Annotated in this window: 22 protein-coding genes; 9 read left to right on the top strand and 13 right to left on the bottom strand. The window is 70.0% G+C overall.

Features of this window, described 5'->3' with window-relative positions:
- Nucleotides 1-104: 104 nt before the first annotated feature.
- On the bottom strand, nt 105-1,802 hold the full coding sequence (locus E8A49_RS20080; protein WP_293385841.1) for a lysine--tRNA ligase: 1,698 nt from the start codon (nt 1,800-1,802) through the stop codon (nt 105-107).
- Between the two features lie 194 nt (nt 1,803-1,996).
- Between E8A49_RS20080 and phnD the strand changes: the two genes are divergently transcribed.
- The gene (phnD, locus tag E8A49_RS20075; RefSeq protein ID WP_293385839.1) at nt 1,997-2,998 is read left to right on the top strand and encodes a phosphate/phosphite/phosphonate ABC transporter substrate-binding protein; all 1,002 of its coding nucleotides are present in this window, start codon (nt 1,997-1,999) and stop codon (nt 2,996-2,998) included.
- A gap of 2 nt (nt 2,999-3,000) precedes the next feature.
- On the opposite strand, the gene E8A49_RS20070 is transcribed toward phnD, so the two are convergent.
- Entirely contained in the window at nt 3,001-3,423 is a 423-nt protein-coding gene (locus E8A49_RS20070; RefSeq protein ID WP_293385837.1) for a PaaI family thioesterase, read from the bottom strand.
- Complete coding sequence (locus E8A49_RS20065) at nt 3,420-3,860, bottom strand: PaaI family thioesterase (protein ID WP_293385835.1); 441 nt, start codon at nt 3,858-3,860, stop codon at nt 3,420-3,422. The genes E8A49_RS20070 and E8A49_RS20065 overlap by 4 nt, the downstream gene beginning before the upstream one ends.
- Nucleotides 3,861-3,946: 86 nt before the next feature.
- Between E8A49_RS20065 and E8A49_RS20060 the strand changes: the two genes are divergently transcribed.
- Entirely contained in the window at nt 3,947-4,957 is a 1,011-nt protein-coding gene (locus E8A49_RS20060) for a ligase-associated DNA damage response exonuclease (RefSeq protein ID WP_293385833.1), read from the top strand.
- A 138-nt stretch (nt 4,958-5,095) separates the two neighbouring features.
- Nucleotides 5,096-6,721, top strand: a complete 1,626-nt coding sequence (locus tag E8A49_RS20055) for a cisplatin damage response ATP-dependent DNA ligase (RefSeq protein WP_293385831.1) — start codon at nt 5,096-5,098, stop codon at nt 6,719-6,721.
- On the opposite strand, the gene E8A49_RS20050 is transcribed toward E8A49_RS20055, so the two are convergent.
- The 3 genes from E8A49_RS20050 to E8A49_RS20040 form a co-directional block, all read right to left on the bottom strand.
- Nucleotides 6,681-7,196, bottom strand: a complete 516-nt coding sequence (locus tag E8A49_RS20050) for a hypothetical protein (RefSeq protein ID WP_293385829.1) — start codon at nt 7,194-7,196, stop codon at nt 6,681-6,683. The two genes, E8A49_RS20055 and E8A49_RS20050, sit on opposite strands and share 41 nt — an antisense overlap.
- Before the next feature lie 20 nt (nt 7,197-7,216).
- Nucleotides 7,217-7,585 (bottom strand): hypothetical protein, encoded by a 369-nt coding sequence (locus E8A49_RS20045; RefSeq protein WP_293385827.1) that lies wholly within the window; start codon nt 7,583-7,585, stop codon nt 7,217-7,219.
- A 91-nt stretch (nt 7,586-7,676) separates the two neighbouring features.
- Entirely contained in the window at nt 7,677-8,225 is a 549-nt protein-coding gene (locus tag E8A49_RS20040; protein WP_293385825.1) for an HAD family hydrolase, read from the bottom strand.
- Nucleotides 8,226-8,343: 118 nt separating this feature from the next.
- On the opposite strand from E8A49_RS20040, the gene E8A49_RS20035 reads away from it, so the two are divergent.
- From E8A49_RS20035 to E8A49_RS20025, 3 genes are all read left to right on the top strand, one after another.
- A complete protein-coding gene (locus E8A49_RS20035; protein ID WP_293385823.1) occupies nt 8,344-9,405 on the top strand; it encodes a mannose-1-phosphate guanylyltransferase in 1,062 nt (353 codons plus the stop codon).
- A gap of 91 nt (nt 9,406-9,496) precedes the next feature.
- Nucleotides 9,497-10,705 carry a threonine ammonia-lyase gene (locus E8A49_RS20030; protein ID WP_293385821.1) on the top strand — a complete coding sequence of 403 codons (1,209 nt, stop codon included), beginning with the start codon at nt 9,497-9,499 and terminating at the stop codon, nt 10,703-10,705.
- 15 nt (nt 10,706-10,720) lie between these two features.
- Entirely contained in the window at nt 10,721-11,251 is a 531-nt protein-coding gene (locus tag E8A49_RS20025) for an FKBP-type peptidyl-prolyl cis-trans isomerase (protein ID WP_293385819.1), read from the top strand.
- A gap of 17 nt (nt 11,252-11,268) precedes the next feature.
- On the opposite strand, the gene E8A49_RS20020 is transcribed toward E8A49_RS20025, so the two are convergent.
- On the bottom strand, nt 11,269-11,742 hold the full coding sequence (locus tag E8A49_RS20020) for a GNAT family N-acetyltransferase (protein WP_293385817.1): 474 nt from the start codon (nt 11,740-11,742) through the stop codon (nt 11,269-11,271).
- 66 nt (nt 11,743-11,808) lie between these two features.
- Here E8A49_RS20020 and argE point away from each other — a divergent pair, with 66 nt between their 5' ends.
- Nucleotides 11,809-12,975, top strand: coding sequence for an acetylornithine deacetylase (argE, locus tag E8A49_RS20015; RefSeq protein WP_293385815.1), 1,167 nt, complete (start codon nt 11,809-11,811; stop codon nt 12,973-12,975).
- On the opposite strand, the gene E8A49_RS20010 is transcribed toward argE, so the two are convergent.
- Nucleotides 12,947-13,987 carry a glycosyltransferase family 2 protein gene (locus E8A49_RS20010; protein WP_293385813.1) on the bottom strand — a complete coding sequence of 347 codons (1,041 nt, stop codon included), beginning with the start codon at nt 13,985-13,987 and terminating at the stop codon, nt 12,947-12,949. The genes argE and E8A49_RS20010 overlap by 29 nt on opposite strands.
- Before the next feature lie 32 nt (nt 13,988-14,019).
- On the opposite strand from E8A49_RS20010, the gene rfbC reads away from it, so the two are divergent.
- Nucleotides 14,020-14,574: a dTDP-4-dehydrorhamnose 3,5-epimerase gene (rfbC, locus tag E8A49_RS20005; RefSeq protein WP_293385811.1), complete on the top strand. Its 555-nt coding sequence runs from the start codon at nt 14,020-14,022 to the stop codon at nt 14,572-14,574.
- Between the two features lie 17 nt (nt 14,575-14,591).
- Here the strand turns inward: rfbC and E8A49_RS20000 are convergent, their stop codons facing one another.
- From E8A49_RS20000 to E8A49_RS19980, 5 genes are all read right to left on the bottom strand, one after another.
- Nucleotides 14,592-15,284, bottom strand: a complete 693-nt coding sequence (locus tag E8A49_RS20000) for a glutathione S-transferase family protein (RefSeq protein ID WP_293385809.1) — start codon at nt 15,282-15,284, stop codon at nt 14,592-14,594.
- Between the two features lie 68 nt (nt 15,285-15,352).
- The gene (locus E8A49_RS19995; RefSeq protein ID WP_293385807.1) at nt 15,353-16,294 is read right to left on the bottom strand and encodes a cation diffusion facilitator family transporter; all 942 of its coding nucleotides are present in this window, start codon (nt 16,292-16,294) and stop codon (nt 15,353-15,355) included.
- A gap of 321 nt (nt 16,295-16,615) precedes the next feature.
- Entirely contained in the window at nt 16,616-17,353 is a 738-nt protein-coding gene (locus tag E8A49_RS19990; RefSeq protein WP_293385805.1) for a hypothetical protein, read from the bottom strand.
- 81 nt (nt 17,354-17,434) lie between these two features.
- The gene (locus E8A49_RS19985) at nt 17,435-17,773 is read right to left on the bottom strand and encodes a hypothetical protein (protein WP_293385803.1); all 339 of its coding nucleotides are present in this window, start codon (nt 17,771-17,773) and stop codon (nt 17,435-17,437) included.
- Nucleotides 17,760-18,338: a hypothetical protein gene (locus E8A49_RS19980; protein ID WP_293385801.1), complete on the bottom strand. Its 579-nt coding sequence runs from the start codon at nt 18,336-18,338 to the stop codon at nt 17,760-17,762. The genes E8A49_RS19985 and E8A49_RS19980 overlap by 14 nt, the downstream gene beginning before the upstream one ends.
- Nucleotides 18,339-18,486: 148 nt before the next feature.
- Between E8A49_RS19980 and E8A49_RS19975 the strand changes: the two genes are divergently transcribed.
- Nucleotides 18,487-18,801, top strand: coding sequence for a PadR family transcriptional regulator (locus E8A49_RS19975; RefSeq protein ID WP_366928843.1), 315 nt, complete (start codon nt 18,487-18,489; stop codon nt 18,799-18,801).
- The last annotated feature ends 109 nt before the right edge of the window (nt 18,802-18,910 follow it).

Below are 18,910 nucleotides of genomic sequence, written 5' to 3'. Positions count from 1 at the left end.
GCCGGGACTCTCGGATCAGGGGTGGGCGCCCTTCCGTGAATTCCGTGTCTTCCGTGGTTCAGAAAGCCTGGGTCCCCGCTTTCGCGGGGATGAGCAGATGAAAATCAGGCCACGACCAACTCGCCGGCCAGCGCGCGCTCGATCAGCGCCACGGTCCGCTCGACGCCGAAGATGGCGACGAAGGAGCCGAAGCGCGGGCCCTGGCTCTGGCCCAGCAGGACCTCGTAGAGCGCCCCGAACCAGGCGCGCAGGGGCTCGAAGCCGGCGGCCTTGCCGACCTCGAACACCTCGTTCTGGATCGCCTCGGCGTCGGCGCCGGCCGGCAGGGCCTTGAGCTTCCCCACGAGGGCTTCCATCGCCGCGCGTTCCTGATCCGTCGGCGCGCGGAACCGCTTCGAGGGCTTCACGAAGTCCTCGTAGTAGTTGATCGCATAGCCGGCGAGCTGGTCGAGCACCGGCTCGCTGGCCGGGGTGGCGCCGGGGATATAGCGCTCGATGAAGCCCCACAGGATGTCCTTGGTCGAGGCGTCCGCCGCCGAGACCAGGTTCAGCAGCAGCGAGAAGCTGACCGGCGATCCGCGCTCCGGCGGCGCCCCGCGGTGGACGTGCCAGGCGGGGTTGTCGATGGCGGGCGCGTTGGCCCGGTCCGCCCGCGCTTTGTTGAAGGCGTCGAGCTGCTGCAGGTATTCGTCCGTCGCCTTGGGGATAACGTCGAAATAGAGCCGCTTCGCCGACTTCGGCGACTGGTACATGTAGTAGGCTAGGCTCTCCGGCGTGCCGTAGCGCAGCCATTCCTCCATGGTCAGGCCGTTGCCCTTGGACTTGGAGATCTTCTGGTTGTTCTCGTCCATGAACAGCTCGTAGTGGAAGGCCTCCGGCGGCTCGCCGCCTAGGGCCTTGCACACCCGGTTGGACACGCGGACCGAGTCCACCAGGTCCTTGCCGCTCATCTCGTAGTCGATGGAAAGCGCCGTCCAGCGCGCCGCCCAGTCCGGCCGCCATTGCAGCTTCACATTTCCGCCGGTCACCGGGACCTCGGTCAGGGTCCCATCCTCGTCGGCGAAGACGATGGTCCCGCGGTCGAGATGGCGTTCCAGGGTCGGCGTCTGCAGCACCCGGCCCGACTTGGGGCTGATCGGCAGGAAGGGCGAATAGGTGGCGCGGCGCTCTTCGCCCAGCGTCGGCAGCATGATCGCCTGGATGGCCTCGAACCGCTCCAGGATGCGCAGCAGCACCGCGTCCAGCCGGCCGGACCTGTAGGTCTCGGTCGAGCTCATGAAGGTGTAGTCGAAGCCGAAACCGTCGAGGAAGGCGCGCAGGCGGGCGTTGTTGTGCGCGCCGAAACTCTCGTACTCGCCGAAGGGGTCGCGCACGGAGGTGACCGGCTTGTCGCGGTCCTCCTCCAGCATGGCCTTGTTGGGCACGTTGTCGGGGATCTTCCGGAAGCCGTCCATGTCGTCGGAGAAGACGATAAGCTCCGTCGGGATGGCGTCCTCGGTGAGCGCGCGGAAGGCGGTGCGCACCATGGTCGGCCGTGCGGCCTCGCCGAAGGTGCCCATGTGCGGCAGGCCGGACGCGCCATAGCCGCACTGGAAGATCACCGGCTTGGCCAGCGCCGGCAGGGTCGCGGCGGCCTCCGCGAACTTGCCCTGGGCGAACAGGACCGCGGCCAGGTCGCGCTCGGCGTCGCTGAGCCGCAGGCGCAGGACGCGCTCGAGCAGCAGGCGCGCCTGTTCGAACGGCCAGCTCCTGGCCTCGCGCGCCTGGGCCGAGAGGCCATGCAGGTTGGGTTGGGACGACATGGCGCTGCGGGTAGCGCCCGTAGGCGGTGGGCTCAAGCGGAGTTTGTGCATGGGGTGCACATCTTGGCCTTGCCGGAAGCCACAAGCTCGCAATCAACCATGGAGTTGAGGGCTTTCATCATCCCGGGGGATGCCGGACTCTCGCCCTCAACTGGACTTGCCGACGCAGCGCAAAAGCTGCGCTACTGCCGTCCATGATCCGCACAGCCCGCCGCCTCGCCCCGCTCCTCGCCGTCCTGGCCCTCGCCGGCTGTTCCAAGCCGGCGGACAAGGCCGAGGCGCCGAAGACGCTGACCTTCTCCATCGTCTCCACCGAGGCGACCCAGACCCAGATGCAGGAATGGGGGCCGTTCCTGAAGGACATGGAGAAGGCCACGGGCATGACCGTGAAGCCCTTCTTCGGGTCCAACTACTCAGCCCTGGTCGAGGCCATGCGCTTCAAGCAGACCGACCTCGGCTGGTTCACCAACCAGTCGGGGCTGGAGGCCGTGCGCCGGGCCGGCGGCGAGGTGTTTGCGCGCACCACCCACCCCAACGGCAAGGACGGCTACCAGGGCGTGATCATCGTCAAGAAGGGCTCCGGCGTCACCCTCGACAAGCTCCTGAAGTGCGGCCAGACCCTGGACTTCGGCATGGGCGACGCGAAGTCGACCTCCGGTACGCTCGCGCCCAACACCTTCCTGTTCGGGCCGCGCGGCATCGACCCCGTGAAATGCTTCAAGACCGTCCGGTCGGCCAGCGCCGAGGCCAACCTCTACGCCGTGGCCTCCGGGGTCCTGCCTGCCGCCACCGACAACACCCGCTCCATGGACCGGCTGGAGGCGATCAACACCGATCAGTCGAAGAAGGCGCTTGCCGCCCTGCAGGTGATCTGGACCTCGCCGACCATCCCCGAGGACCCGATGATCTGGCGCGCCGACCTCGATCCGGCGGTGAAGAGGAAGGTCGCCGACTTCATCTTCAGCTACGGCGTGGGCGACACTGACGAGGCCAAGCGGCAGCGCGCTATCCTCGAGCGCATCCAGACCGGCGCCTTCAGGCACGCCGACAACACCCACCTCCTGCCCGTGCGCGAGATGGAGGCCACCGGCGATGTCGTCCAGGCCAAGGCCAAGGGCGACCAGACGGCGCTGACCGCCGCCCAGGCCAAGCTCGACCAGGTGAAGAAGGAAGAGGCGGCCCTGCCGAAGGGCTGACCTCAGTCCTCGCCGCGCAGCAGGAAGTGGCCGCGCAGGGCCGCGAAGGGCTTGTCGCGGTCCTCCTGCCAGGCCTCGACGTGGACGTTGGCGATCCGGCGGCCGACCTTGCGCAGGTCGGCGCGGGCGTAGGACGTCAGGCCGCCGCGGCCGGGCCGCAGGTATTCGATGGTCACGTCGATGGTCTTGGGCAGCCGCCGCGTCGGCTCCGCCACCGAGAGCTGGGCCAGCGCGGTCATCTCCAGGAAGGCCCCGATCACCCCGCCGTGCAGCGCCGGGATGAAGGTGTTGCCGATCAGGTGCGGCGAGGCCGGCAGGATCGCGGTCATCTCGTCGCCTGCCAGCTCGGCCTGCATGCCGAGGAAACGGATGTAGGGCACCCGGCTCAGGAAGGCCTCGAGCTGTTCGGCCGCCGCGGTCGTCATGCGTTCGGCCGGTTCAGGATGAAGGCCGCCTGGGCGGTGGCCACCAGGTCCGAACGGTCCACGTCCCAGGCCTCGGCGCGGACGAAGCCGATGGAGCGGGTGATCTTGTAGCAATGGGCTTCGCAGGTGACGCCGGTCCGGGGCGCGGCGGCGCGCATGTAGTCGATCCGCAGGTCCAGGGTCGCCGTGGAGAAAGGCTCGGTCCCGGCCGCCGCCGCCATCGCCAGGCCGCAGGTGTGGTCCAGCAGGGTGGTGACCACGCCGCTGGCGATCACGCCGGTGTCGGGATCGCCGACCAGGTCCTCCCGCCAGGGCGCCTCCAGCGAGCCGCGCGCGGGGGCGACGGAGACGAACCGCAGGCCAAGCGCCGCCGCCTGGGGCGTCACCTCGACCATGCGCTCGGCGATCTCGCGGAATGCGGCGGGGACTTCGTTCATCCGGCAAGGCGGTAGGACCGCGCCCGCGTCCGGTCAATCTGCCTTGTTCGAGCGGAGCCTTGCGGCGCGCACTACATTCCCTCCCGATGACCCGTCCACAGGACCTGCTCTGCCCGAAGCCCGAGGGCCTCTATTGCGCTCCCGGCGACTTCTACATCGACCCCGTGCGGCCGGTGGCGCGCGCGGTGATCACCCATGGCCACGCCGACCACGCCCGCGCCGGCCACGGGACCGTGCTGGCGACGCCGGAGACCCTGGACATCATGGCCGAGCGCTATGGCCTGGGGTTCGCGGCTTCCACGCAAGCAGCGGCTTACGGCGAGGCGTCGGCCCGCGACGACGTCGAGGTGACCCTGGTCCCGGCCGGCCACGTGCTGGGCTCGGCCCAGGCGGTGGTGCGCTGGAAGGGCCTGACCATGGTCGTCAGCGGCGACTACAAGCGCCGGCGCGACCCGACCTGCCCGGCCTTCGAGCCTGTGCCCTGCGACGTCTTCATCTCCGAGGCCTCCTTCGGCCTGCCGGTGTTCCGCCACCCCGACGACCGCGAGGAGATCGCCCGCCTGCTGCGCTCGGTGGCGCAGTTCCCGGAGCGCTGCCACCTGGTCGGCGCCTATGCGCTCGGCAAGGCGCAGCGGATCATCCGCCTGCTGCGCGAGGCCGGCTGGGACGCGCCGATCTATGTCCACGGCGCCCTCGAGCGGCTGAACGCCCTCTACGAACGGCACGGGATCGACCTTGGGCCGCTCGCGTCGGCGACCGCCGGCAAGAAGGCCGACTTCGAGGGCCAGATCGTCATCGCCCCGCCGTCGGCGACCCAGGACCGCTGGAGCCGCCGCTTCCCCGATCCGGTCACCGCCTTCGCCTCCGGCTGGATGCAGGTCCGCGCCCGCGCCCGCCAGCGGGGCGTCGAGCTGCCGCTGGTGATCTCCGACCACGCCGACTGGGATGAGCTCACCGGCACGGTGGACGAGCTGCGCCCCGGCGAACTCTGGATCACCCACGGCCGCGAGGAGGCCCTGGCCCGCTGGGCTCAAATGCACGGCGTCCCGGCGAGGGCCTTGGCGCTGGTGGGCTATGAGGAGGAGGACGATGGCTGAGCGTTCTCCAACCCCCGTCATCCTCCGGTCGCGCGAAGACGCGATCCGGGGGACCCAGACGGCCTTGCCCTGTTCTGCACCTCAGCTTGGGTCCCCCGGATCGGCTTGCCGCCGACCGGAGGATGACAGGCGGCTTTAGTGCGCGCCTTCGCCGAACTCCTCGACCGGCTGTCGCTGACCGCGTCGCGCAACGCCAAGCTGACCCTGGTGCGCGACTACCTGCGCCAGACGCCCGACCCGGACCGCGGCTGGGCGCTGGCGGCGCTGACCGGCGACCTCTCTTTCGATGCGGCCAAGCCCGCCTTCATCCGCAAGGCGGTGGAGGAGCGGATGGACGCGCAGCTCTTCTGGTGGTCCTACGACTATGTGGGCGACCTGGCGGAGACAGTGGCCTTGGTCTGGCCCGCGCGGCCGGGCGCCAACCGCGAGCCGGAACTCTCGGAGGTGGTCGACGCGCTCAGGGGCGCGAGCCGCGCGGAGGTCCAGCGGCTGATCGAGGGCTGGCTGGACGCGCTCTCGCCCACCGGCCGCTGGGCGCTGCTGAAGCTGATGACCGGCGGCCTGCGGGTGGGCCTGACCGCCCGGCTCGCCAAGCGCGCGGCGGCCGAGATGGGCCCCGAGCCCGTGCCGGTGGCCGAGGTGGAGGAGCTCTGGCACGCCCTGCACGCCCCCTACGAGGACCTGTTCGCCTGGCTGGAGGGCCGCGGGGAGCGGCCGTCGTCGGAGAACCCTGGACGCTTCCGTCCCGCCATGCTGGCCCAGGCGATCGACGAGGCCGTCGACTTCGCCAAGCTCGACCCCGCCGACTACGCCGCCGAATGGAAGTGGGACGGCATCCGCGTCCAGGCGGTGAACGAGGGCGGCATGCGCCGGCTCTACACCCGCACCGGCGATGACATCTCCAAGACCTTCCCCGACGTCGTGAACGCCTTGCAGGCGGAGGGCGTGATCGACGGCGAACTCCTGGTCATGCGCGACGGCCAGGTGGCGAGCTTCGCCGACCTGCAGCAGCGGTTGAACCGAAAGAGCGTCGACGCCAAGCTCCTGGCGGGCTTTCCGGCCGGCGTCCGGGCCTACGACCTCCTGGCCGAGGGCGCGGAGGACACCCGTGTCTTGCCCTTCGCCGAGCGCCGCAGGCGCCTGGAGGCCTTCGTGGCGAAGGAAGCCAGCCCGCGCATCGACCTGTCGCCGATGCAGCCCTTCGAGAGCTGGCCGGACCTTGCGGCCCTGCGCGCCGATCCCCCGGCGGGCGATCCGCAGATCGCCGAGGGCCTGATGCTGAAGCGCTGGGACTCGATCTACGAGGCCGGCCGGCCCAAGGGGCCGTGGTTCAAGTGGAAGCGCGACCCGTTCCTGATCGACGCGGTGCTGATGTACGCCCAGCGCGGCCACGGCAAGCGTTCCAGCTTCTACTCCGACTACACCTTCGGGACCTGGACTCTGGATGAGGCCGGCGCGCGCGTCCTGACGCCGGTCGGCAAGGCCTATTTCGGCTTCACCGACGAGGAACTGAAGCAGATCGACAAATACGTCCGCGACAACACCATCGAACGCTTCGGCCCGGTTCGTTCCGTCCGCGCCGAGCCGCATCACGGCCTGGTCTTCGAGGTGGCCTTCGAGGGGCTGCAACGCTCCACCCGCCACAAGTCCGGCGTGGCCATGCGCTTCCCGCGCATCAACCGCATCCGCTGGGACAAGCCGCCGGGCGAGGCGGATGAGCTCGCTACGCTGGAGGCGATGTTGGCTCGGATGGAGGGACGCTGATCCCGTCGGGAACGCCATTGGTCATCGGCGGCGCGGCGCAAAGGCCGGCGCGAGCCTGCACCACATAGAAGAGTGCGCGGCCGGCGGTGTAGGTGCTGTGCTCGGCCAGCGGCGTGGTCGGCTGGCCGGTGGTCAGGCTGTCGGCCTGCAGGTCGGAGCCCGGCTGGGCGAGGGTCTGGCGGTTCCACCGGGCGAGCTGGGTCATGCAGGCGACAACCGAGGCCTGGGCGACGGCGCCCGCCGGATCGTGCGACGGCGCCAGGGCGTAGGCCCAGCGGCGCACGCATTCGTCCACCGGGGCGGCCCCGGGATCGAGCGTCGCGGCGGGCGAGGCCGTGCCGGGCTTGGCCGAGGTCTTGAAGTCCGCGCAGACCTTTGGATTGGCCGCGAGGTCATGGCGCCGGTCGCAGGCGCTGAGCGCCATCGCGCCGGTCAGCACGGCGACCAGGGCGGTCGCAACGGAAGTCCGCGTCATCGGTCGGCCTCGCTTGGGTGTCAGCGGCTGTAGGCGGGCGGTGGCGGGACCACGGCGTTGCCGTACTGGTCGTAGTAGATGGGGCGCGTGGGCCCATAGGCTTGCGTGGCCGCGTAGCGGTTACGCCCGTTGCGATAGTCGGCGTGGCGCGAGGGGCCGCAGCCGCCCTTGGCGATCTCATGGCCCAGCACCGCGCCGCCCAGGCCGCCCAGGATCGCGCCGCCGCCGCCGCGGGATATCGAATTGCCGATGAGGGCGCCGCCCACCCCGCCTACGAGCGTGCCGGTGTTCTTCCGGCTCTGGCACGAGGCGCTGGCGTCCGTCGACCCCACGATCAGCGGGACTGAGATGGCCGCCGCGAGTGCGGCGAGGGCGATGGTCTTGCGCATTTGACGGGCTCGATTCTGTCGTTCTGCCTACGACAACGCTTGAGCCCAGTGTCGGGATGCAGACTTAAGCGCGCGCCGGCGTTCGCGGGCCTCAACCGGGCAGCAGCGCCTCGTCCGCCAGGAACTGCATCAGGTCGCCGCCCGCGAACAGGGCCGCGCGCACGCCGGCCCGTTCCGCCGCCTCAAGATCGCTGGGCTTGTCGCCGATCAGGAGCGAGGCCTCGCGGTCGATGGGCCAGTCGGCCAGGGCGCGCAGGATCATGCCGGGGTTGGGCTTGCGGTCCGGCGGGTCGGGATGGCGGTAGGCTTCCACCGGCGCCTCCGGATGCTGCGGCGCGTGGTAGACGGCGTCGATATGGCCCCCGACGGCGGCCAGGTCCTCGGCCATCCGGGCGTGCAGGGCGTGCATGGCGTCCTCGGTGTAGTAGCCGCGCCCGACGCCCGACTGGTTGGTCACCACGATCACCAGCCAACCGGCGCGGTTGAAGGCCGCCACCGCCTCCCGCGCGCCGGGGATCCAGCGGAAGTCCTCCCAGCGCGAGACATAGCCGTGGTCCTCGTTCAGCACCCCGTCGCGGTCGAGGAACAGGGTGGGCCGAAGCGGCGGCGTCTGTGGCGGTCTGGATTCGGTGTCGGACACCGCGTCACTATATCGGCCAGGACGGTTACGGGGCGATTTCAAAACGCTGAGCGAGGTCTCGGGCCGGCCGCCGCCCGCCGAATTCGACCCGCCCTTCGAAGCGGCCTAAAGACGCGCCATGGCGAAGATCACCCCTGTCCTGATGTCCGGCGGCGCCGGCACGCGGCTGTGGCCGCTGTCCACCCAGGCCCGTCCGAAGCAGTTCCACGCCCTGGGCGGCGACCACACCCTGATCCAGGAAACGGCGCTCAGGTTCGCCACCGAAGCCTTCGCCCGGCCGATGGTGATCGGCAACGCCGCCCACGCCGACCTGACGCGCGCCCAGCTCGCCGAGGTCGGCGTGACGGCCCAGGCCCTGATCCTGGAGCCCGCGGGCCGCCACACGGGCGCCGCGGCCATGGTCTCGGCGCTGTTGGCCGCCGAGATGGAGCAGGATCTCGTGCTGCTGCTCTCCGCCGACGCGCGCATCGCCGATCCCGCCGCCCTGCGCGCGGCGGTGGCCCTGGGCGCGCCGGCGGCGGAGGCCGGGTCGCTGGTGATCTTCGGCATCACGCCGACCGCGCCCGAGACCGGCTACGGCTACATCCGCGCTGAACCCGGTGAGGGGCCGGTGCGCAAGGTCGCCGCCTTCGTGGAGAAGCCGGACCTGGCCACCGCCCAGGCCTATCTCGCCGACCCCGCCTACAGTTGGAACGCCGGCATCTTCCTGTTCCGCCCCGACGCCTTCCTGGCCGAGGCCGAACGCACCGCGCCGGATCTGCTCGCCGCCGCCCGCGCGGCGTTGGCGCAGGCCGCGCGGGAGGGCGACACGGTCCGCCTGGGCGAGGCCTTCGGGCGCGTGCCGTCCCTGCCGGTGGATATCGCGGTATTCGAGCGCACAGACAAGGCCGTGGTGGTGGCCGCAGACGTCGGCTGGAGCGACGTGGGCGCCTACGACGCCCTCTGGGCCGAGGCGCCGAAGTCCTCCACGGGCGAGGTGCTGCAGGGCCCGGCGCTGGCCGTCGACAGCCGCGATTGCCTGGCGATCTCCGATGGGCCGCTGGTGGTGCTGGCCGGGGTCGAAGACCTGGCGGTGGTGGTCGAGGGCGGGGTGGTGCTGGTCACCCGCAGGGACGCCCCCGGGGCGGTGCGCGCAGCAGTGGAGGCGGTGCGCCAGGCCGGCCGCGGTGACCTGCTCTAGCGCCCCCTAGACATGCTGCGTTGCGGCAGAGGCGGCCCGCCGCTAGGTTGCGCGCCTTTTTGAAGCCCTGCCATTTCAGATCGCGTCCGCCATGACCCTCGCATTCGAAGACATCCTCGCCGCGCAAGAGCGGTTGAAGGGTCATATCGAGCGCACCCCGTGCCGCCGGTCGCGGACGTTGTCGGAGATCACCGGCGCCAACGTCTGGGTGAAGTTCGAGAATCTGCAGTTCACCGCCGCTTACAAGGAGCGCGGCGCGCTGAACAAGCTCTTGCAGCTCACCGAGGCGGAGAAGAAGCGCGGCGTGATCGCCGCCTCGGCCGGCAACCACAGCCAGGGCCTCGCCTACCATTCCGCGCGCCTGGGCATCCCGGTGACCATCGTCATGCCGCGCGGCACGCCCTTCGTGAAGGTGCAGCAGACCCGCGCCCACGGCGCCGAGGTGGTGATCGACGGCGATGGCTATGACGAGGCCTCGGCCTTCGCCATGCGGCTGCGCGACGACCGCGACCTGGTGTTCGTCCACCCCTTCAACGACCTCGACGTCATGGCCGGGCAGGGCACGGTGGCGCTGGAGATGCTGGAGGACGCGCCGGACCTGGAGGTGCTGCCGATCCCGATCGGCGGCGGCGGCCTGATCGCCGGCATGGCCACGGCCGCCAAGCACATCAAGCCGGATATCCGCATCATCGGCGTCGAGCCGGCCATGTACCCCTCGTTCACCGCCCGGATGCGCGGCGTCAACGCCGGGGTCACCACGGGCGGGGCGACCATCGCCGAGGGCATCGCGGTCAAGCAGGTCGGCGACCTCAGCTATTCGGTGGTCCGCCCGCTGGTGGACGAGGTGCTGCTGATCGAGGAGCCGTTCTTCGAGCGCGCCGTGGCCCTTTACTGCAACGTCGAGAAGACGGTCACCGAGGGCGCGGGCGCCGGGTCGCTCGCCGCCCTGCTGGGCTTCCCGGAGCGGTTCCGCGGCAAGACCTGCGGCCTGGTGATCACCGGCGGCAACATCGACACGCGCCTCCTGGCCTCGGTGCTGACCCGCGAGCTGGTCCGCGAGCAGCGGATCGTCAGTCTACGGATCATCGGCGACGACCGCCCGGGCCTCCTGGGCACGGTCTCGGCGATCATCGGCAAGCTGGGGGCCAACATCATCGAGGTGGCGCACAACCGCCTGGCCCTCGACGTGCCGGCCAAGGGCGCGGAGTTCGACATCCTGATCGAGACCCGCGACGCCCAGCACACCCAGGAGATCATGGACGCGCTCCGGGAAGCGGGCTACCCGCCCCGCGCGGTCTGAACAGAGGTAGGCTAGATGTTCCGTAAGCTGATGATTGTCGCGGCCGTGCTCTCGCTCGCAGCCTGCAGCCGAGGCGCCCCGGTCCAGCCTGGCCCCGACTCCAAGGACGCCCAAGGCCCGGTGGCCGGCGACCAGTCCAAGGCCTCGGCGGCCTTCATGGCCAAGAACGCCAAGGAGCCGGGCGTCGTCACCCTGCCGGACGGCTTGCAGTACAAGATCGTCAGCTCCGGCCCGGCGACCGGCAACAAGCCGCACATCAATGACGAGGTGAAGGTCAACTACGAAGGCAAGCTGGTCGACGGCACGGTCTTCGACTCGTCCTACGAACGCGGCCAGCCGGCGGCCATGCCGCTGAAGGGCTTGGTGAAGGCCTGGCAGGAAGCCCTGCAGAAGATGCGCCCGGGCGACGTCTGGATGCTCTACGTCCCGCCCGAGCTTGGCTATGGCGCCGAGGGCCAGGGCCCGATCCCGCCCGGCTCGGCCCTGATCTTCAAGATCGAACTCATCGACTTCCTGCCGGGCCCGGGCAGCGTCGAGCAGGGGTGACGTTCCAAGGCCGCGTCTCAGAGCGTCCGCTTCATCCCCACGTGGGTCTTCGCAAACCCCAGCCGCTCGTAGAACCGGTGCGCGTCGGCGCGGCTCGCGTGGCTCAGCAATTCCATCTGCCGGCAGCCGCGCGCGCGGGCCTCGTCCATGGCCCAGGCCATCATCCGCTCGCCCAGCCCGCGTCCACGCAAGGCCGAGTCCACCCGCACCGCTGAGACCAGCGCCAGCTCCGCGCCCTGGTTCGAGAGGCCGGCGATGAAGGTGAGCTGCAGGGTCCCGATCACCGCGCCGGCCTCATCCTCGGCGACGGCCAGCAAGGCGCGCGGATTGGCCGTGATCTTGTCGAAGGCGTCCAGATAGGCGGCCGAGGGCGGATCGCTCACCTGATCGCGCTGGGCGCCCAGGGCGTCGTCGGCCAGCAGGCGGACGATGGCCGCCACGTCCTCGCGGCGAGCGGGACGCAGGGTGATCGCGGGCGCAGCATCAGGCATGGCGCTTCCTAGCATGCGGCGGCTTTCCGTTGAGGCGCCCGCGCGGCGGGTCTATGCCGTGGGGCCATGAACGACCTCGGCGCGGCCCGCGATATCCTTGAGACCCTGATCGGGTTCGACACCACCTCGCGCAATTCCAACCTGGCCCTGATCGAATGGGTCGAGGCCTATCTCGACAGCCATGGGGTGGCGCACCGGCGGGTGCCGAACGCCGATGGCCGAAAGTCCAACCTGCTCGCCACCATCGGCCCGGACATCGAGGGCGGCGCGGTGCTGTCGGGCCATACCGACGTGGTGCCGGTGGACGGCCAGCCATGGAGCAGCGATCCCTTCAAGGTCATCGAGCGCGACGGGCGGCTCTACGGGCGCGGGACCTGCGACATGAAGGGCTTCCTGGCGCTCGCGCTCGCCGCCGTGCCGGACATCGCCGCGGCGCGTCCCCGGCGGCCGGTGCACCTGGCCTTCTCCTACGACGAGGAGATCGGCTGCCTGGGCGCGCCGGCGCTGATCGAGGTGATCCGCCGCGAGCTGCCGAAGCCCGCCTTCGTGGTGGTGGGCGAGCCCACCGACATGGTCGCCGTCAACGGCCACAAGGGCATCGCCAACTTCGAAGTCACCGTCACCGGCCGCGAGGCCCATTCCAGCCAGACCCAGCAGGGCGTCTCGGCGATCATGGAGGCGGTCGGGCTGATGGCCTCGCTGAAGGACCTGGCGGCGCGGCTGGAGCGTGAGGCCGATCCCGCCTCGCCCTTCACGCCCAAGGGCGCGACGCTGACCATCGGCATCGTCCATGGCGGCACGGCGGGTAACATCCTGGCGCGCGAGTGCAGGTTCATGTTCGACCTGCGCGCGCCGCCGCCGCTCGACGCGCAACAGCTGCTCGCGGGGTTCTTCACCGAGGCGAAGGCCCTGGACGCGGCGCTGAAAGCCCGCGCCCCTGAGGCTGGCGTGACGGTGGAGATGCTCTCCAACGTCCCCGGCTTCGCGCCGGAGCCGGACGGGGCGGCCGAGGCCTTCGCGCGGCGGCTGGCCGGCGACAACGGCCCGCCGCGCGCGGTCTCCTTCGCCACCGAGGCCGGCCAGTTCCAGCGGGCGGGCCTCTCGACCATCCTCTGCGGTCCGGGCTCCATCGCCCAGGCGCATCAGCCGGACGAGTTCGTCGAGATCTCGCAGATGGAGCGCGGCGTGGCCTTCATGCGCCGGCTCACGGAGTGGGCCGCTTCGGCTGGATGAAGGCCCGGCGCAGGAAGAGGTCGAGCGGGTTCCAGGTCATGGCCCGGGCGATCGCCCAGGAGCCCACCTTGCGGGTGGCCTGAGCCTCCCGCCGCGCCGCCAGCGCCACGCCGATGTGGCGGATCGCGAAGGCCAGGCCCTTGATCGGGGTCGCGACCTCGCCGCGCGTGGCGTGGCGGGCGAACAGCACCACGGTCGCGGCGATATGCAGCGGCAGGGTCAGCCAGAACAAGACCGGCGGGGTGTCCTTCACGAAGACCCAGAAGCGGTTGCGGGTGCCATGGAACACCGCGAAGTCGCTGCGCCGCCCGCCGGTGGAGGCCGACCCCACATGGCGCACCACCGCGTCGGGGACCAGCAGCGTCGGCTCGCCGATCAGCCGCAGGCGATAGCCCAGGTCGACGTCCTCGCAGTAGCAGAACAGCCGCTCGTCGAAGCCGCCGACGCTCAGGAACAGGTCGCGCGCGATCAGCATCGCCCCGCCGCAGGCCGAGAATACCCAGCCGGGGTCCAGCGGCCCGGGGTCCTTGTGGGTGTAGCCGCCGCGGAACGGATAGCCGGCCAGCGCCATGACGTCGCCCAGTCCGTCCAGCCGGCTAGGGTCCTCGGCCATGAGCTGGCGGGAGGTGAAGCAGTGGACCGCCGGGTTGGCCTCGGCCGCCGCCATCAGCCGCGCCAGCCAGTCCGCATCGGCGAAGGCGTCGGGGTTGAGCAGCGCGAGCCAGCGCCCCGCCGCCGCCCGCGCGCCCTGGTTCACGGCGGCCGCGAAGCCCAGGTTGTCGGCGTTCTCGATCAGCCGGATGGCCGGGTCGGCCGCCTTCGCCGCCTGGGCGGTGCGGTCGGACGAGGCGTTGTCGACCAGGATCAGCTCATAGTCGGAAAAGCTCTGCGCCCGGACGGCGGCCAGGCATTCGGCGAGGGTCGGGCCGGATTCGTAGACCACCACGACGATGCTGATGGCGGGCGCGGCCGGGACCTCAGAAGGCTTGCCATCCGCCGCGCGCCGGGCCATCCGAAAGGTCACTCCGCAACATCCGAGCCGACATGACGACGATCACGCCCCTGGCCCTCGCCGAGGTCCTGCTTATCACGCCCAAGCGCCATGGCGATGCGCGCGGCTGGTTCGCCGAGACCTGGAGCCGCAAGGCCTTCGCCGCCCACGGCCTCGACCCGGTCTTCGTGCAGGACAACCAGGCCTTCAGCGCGCGCAAAGGCACCCTGCGCGGCCTGCACTTTCAGAAGCCGCCCTTCGCCCAGGCCAAGCTGGTGCGGGCGCTGAAGGGCGCGATCTTCGACGTGGCGGTGGATGTGCGCCCGGGCTCGGCGACCTACGGCCAGTGGGTCGGCGCGACGCTGACCGCCGAGGGCGGCGAGCAGATCTGGGTGCCCCGCGGCTTCGCCCACGCCTACATGACGCTCACCGACGACACCGAGATCTTCTACAAGGTCGACAACGACTACGCGCCTGGGAGCGAAGGCGGGGTGATCTGGAACGACCCGGACCTCGCCATCGCCTGGCCGCTCGACGTCGAGCCGGTGCTCTCGGACAAGGACAAGGTCCTGCCGCGGCTGAAGGATATGCCCGCGACGGGCTTCTAGGCGCCGCCGCCCAAGCCTCAGAAGTCGAGGTCGTCGTAGTGGCGGGCGGGCGTCAGGCCCGGCCAGCGGTCCGCCAGCAGCGGCCGGAAACACGGCCGCGACTTCAGCTTCATGTACCAGGTCTTCACCGCCGGGAAGTCCGGCCAGGGCATGTCGCCGCAATAGTCGATCACCGACAGGTGGGCGGCGGCCGCGAAGTCCGCCAGCGACAGCCTGCGCCCCGCCAGCCACTCGCGCTCCTGCAGCAGCTTGTCGATGTAGAACATGTGGGTGCGCAGGCCGTCGCGGCCCTGGCGCAGGTTGGCGAGGTCCGGCGCGCCCAGGCCCAAGAGGCGCTTCTCCATCTTCTCGTGCAGGATGTAGCCGCCGGCCTCGTACTCGAACTTGCGGTCGAACCAGCTCAGCAGCCGGCGCGCCTCGGCCCGCTCGGCGGCGTCGCGGCCCAAGAGCGGCGGCTCCGGCACGGTCTCTTCCAGGTGGTCGAGGATGGCGCGGGCCTCGCACAGCACCAGGTGGCGGCCGAGGTCGGGGTCGGTCTCCTCCAGCACCGGGATCAGGCCGGAGGGGTTCATCGCCGTCAGCGCCTTGGGCCGTTCCCAGTAGCGCACCTGCACCTCGGTGAAGGCCAGCCGCTTTTCGCCCAGCACCAGGCGCACCTGGCGCGAGGCCGGGTCCAGCGGGAAATGGTGCAGGGTGCGCTGAAGGCTCATGTCCGGCTAACGCGGGGGATACGAATCGGTCGCCCCAATGGACGCCGGACCCCTTAAGGGGCCGTTTACTACGAAGAGCTCGCGGCGGCCTCGGCGAAGGCTCCGCCGTGCGGTTCGGCTCGGCCGCGCGGATCGGCGTGGATGATGATGTCGGCGGACGGGAAGGCGTCCAGCACCCGCTTTTCCGCCGCGACGATCACCTGGTGGGCGGCCTCCAGGGTGAGCTCGGGGTCGAGGTCGATGTGCATCTGGATGTGGACGTAGGGCCCCGCCGCGCGGGTGCGCAGCTGGTGGACGTCGGTCACCCGGCGGTCTTCCGTCATCAGGTCGACGATGCGGGCGCGCACCTCATCCGGCAGCTCATGGTCCATCAGCTGGCCGGACGCCTCGCGGAACACGCCCACCGCGCCCCAGAGCAGCAGGGCCGCGATAGCCAGGGCGGCCAGGGCGTCGAGGCTCCTCCAGCCCAGCCAGGCGGCCAGGCCGATGCCGGCCAGCGCGATCAGGTTGGAGGCGAAATCGGCGGCGTAGTGAGCCCGGTCGCCGGAGACGGCGACGGAGGAGGTCTGCTTCAGCACCCGGCCCTGGGCGGCGATCAGCCCGCCGGTCATGACGAGGGAGACGCCCATCACCGCCAGCGCCCAGCCGCCGTCGGCGATCGGCCGCGGGTGCATCAGGTCGACGATGGCCTCCTGACCGATCAGCGCGGCCGACGCGAACACCAGGCCCGCCTGCACCAGGCTCGCGAACCCCTCGGCCTTGCCGTGGCCGTAGCGGTGCTCGGCGTCCGGCGGCGTCACCGCGAACCGCACCGCGTAGAAGGTCGTCAGGGAGGCCAGCAGGTCGAGGCCGGAATCGGCGGTCGACGCCAAGAGCGCCACGGAGCCCGACGCCAGCCAGGCGGCGAGCTTGATCGCCACCAGCACCGCCGCCGTCGCCACCGAATAGAGCGTCACCCGCCGGGTCAAGGCGGCGGTCTGGGCGGGCGTGAGGGCGTGGAGATCGGTCATGGCTAGAAACTAGGGCCCTCGACGCGGCATGCCAGCGAGAACGACTCTCAAGCCACCTCCTCCCACAAGGGGAGGAGGATGGCGCAGGGATTGCCGCGCCTGTCGCCTGGTCCCACCCGTCAAACGCACGTCCGGCCCGCCCGGACCGACCGTGGCATTGACCCCAAGGCTCGCCTCAACCATGAGATGAAAGTCTCTCCAGCGGTCTGGAAGACGGCCGGCTAGACCGGCATAGCTTCCAAGCTAGAGGCGAATGTCCGGTAGGTGCCGGGAACCCAGTGGCCGATTTCGACCCATTGCGGACCTTCGGAGCGCGGCAGTTTAGTAGGTCCACTGGAATGCTAGGTAGTAGGTCGTGGCGTGGCGGCCCACGGCTCCCGTGTCCACCGCGAACGCCTGGCCACCCTCGCCGGCCGAGAACAGCAGGTGATAGTGCTCGGTGAAGTCGTATTGTCCGCCGAGGTTGAATCCCGTCACCCCGTCGCGGCCGACCTGGCTGGACGAGGTGTGGAAAACCTCGCCGCCGAGTGCCAGCTTGTCGGTGACCTGGCGCTGCAGCAGCCAGCCGGTGAACCAGTAGTCACGGTTGCCCGGCCCCGGATTGATCCAATAGCCACCGCCGCCATAGGTGGTCCACTTGCCGAAATCCTTTTGGAGCCAGATCGGAAAGAAGGCCTGGACCTGCCCAGCGCCCAGGCCTCGATGCGCATCACCCGTCGGGACTTCCAGTAGTGGGAAGATGCCGACCTGTGGGAACCAGTCGTCCTTGTCCGGGGTGATGAAGCGGTACTTGAAGCCCAGCTCAGTGTCGCCGAGACCCATGGTCGTTGGGCCGCCAGGCGGCGCGTCGTAGGCGAAGGGCGCGATCAGATGGAGTTGAAGGTTGGGCGCGGCCCCATAGTTCACTTCGAGCGCAGGCCCCTGGCCGGTAGCACCGTGGCTATCGAAGGCGCCGGCTGAAAAGGCGTAGATCTCCCAGTGATGTAGATCGACCGGCTCGGGGTCGTCGGTGATGAACGGCGGCCCAGCCCTCGCCGCGCCGGCGCCCAAAAGGGCCAAGATTGCGATCGTCGAGGCCCAAGCGTTCCGCGCTCCCGACCGTTTCGCCATCGCCTTTCGCACTCCCCTCGCCGCGGGCCTTCACTTGCCCTGCAGGAAATCCATGAAGGGCGGGAACGTCAGCAGGAGCCCGCCCACCAGCAGCGCCGCCGATGAGGCGCCGACCACGCCCAGTTTGACGTCACGGTCCCGCCAGCGACGGCCCAGCACCAGCCAGACAACCAGCCATGCGACGATCGCGACCGTGGTCACGCCGGACAGCCCGCCGGTCGGTTTCCAGAGGGTGAGCGCCCGCTTCACGCTGGGAACGGTGTCTCCCGCTAGGGCCAGCACCCCCAGCACGAACCAGCCGATGGCGGCCGCCAGGACTGCGGCGGCGCCGGACCCATTCGGGCCGCCTGCCGTTTCAGCGCTCGTCACCGGTTTCCCCCTTCATCAAGACGATCTCGCCGCCGCCCCGCACCGGGGCGAACTTGTTGAGCATCGCGCCGAAGAAGCCGGCCACGCAGGTCGCGGCGAATGCGGTCAGCACAAGCCCGAGCAGCAGGTTCCGCAGACCCTTCATGACCCGCAGGCGCCCGCCGTAGCGGCGGAAGATCCAGGCGCAGGCCGTCAGGCTGATCGGCGCTAGCCACGCCACATGCTCTTTCCACTCCATGCCGATGTCGTGCCACTCCGTCGTCGTCGGGCTGGACATCAGGAACCGCTGCGGGAATCCCGCGAGGTCAGCGCCCGTCGGCGGGACGGCGCGATACCAGGGATAGATCACGTAGGCGCCGAAAAGCACCGCGAGCCAGGCCAGCCCGGCCAGCAGGGTTAGATAGAGTGAGAGCGCCTTCTCGCCTCGGGCCTGCGGCTTCCAGGGATCACCCGCGGCCGACATGGCGCAGATGGCGACGACCGCCCCGGAATAGCCGAGCAGGAGCAGGCCGCCGAACACCATGCCGTGAAGGACGGTCAGGGCGTCCCGAACCGTGAGTTCCATTCCCCTTGGGCCTCCCCCACGCTTGCTTGTAGTTTTCGCCCAGGCCGGTGGGCAGATAACAGAGTCCGGCGCTGGCTATAGGAAGACAATATCGAAAGCCGATTATGGAGCAACTCGAAAAGGCCCGGCTTCCATGAAGGCTCAGGAGCTGGAGCATCAGGACCTGCTGTCCGGATTCATCCGTATGCACATCCTCCACCACGCGGCCGAGGACGGAATCTACGGTCAGTGGATGATCGAGGAGCTGGCGGAGCACGGCTACCGCATCAGCGCGGGAACCCTCTATCCGATGCTCCATGCGATGGAGCGCCGAGGCTACCTAAGTTCGTCCAAGACGCGGCTCGGTCGCACCTATCGCCGTGTCTACGTCGCGACGGATCTAGGCCGAGACGCCCTCGCGCAGGCGAAGCTCAAGCTGCGGGAGCTGTTCCGCGAGATCGTGGAAGAAGCTCGCCACTCCTAGGACAGGGTCCGCTTCCCACCCATGACGGACATCGGGAAGGTTCGTCCGACAGGTTGGATCGAAGGTGCGCGCTCCTGCGAGCCCACGGTCCCAAAATCCTTGACTTTCC

This window comes from Phenylobacterium sp., from assembly GCF_004799515.1.
Classification (GTDB): Bacteria; Pseudomonadota; Alphaproteobacteria; order Caulobacterales; family Caulobacteraceae; genus Phenylobacterium.
This window is presented reverse-complemented; position numbering and strand designations above follow the sequence as displayed.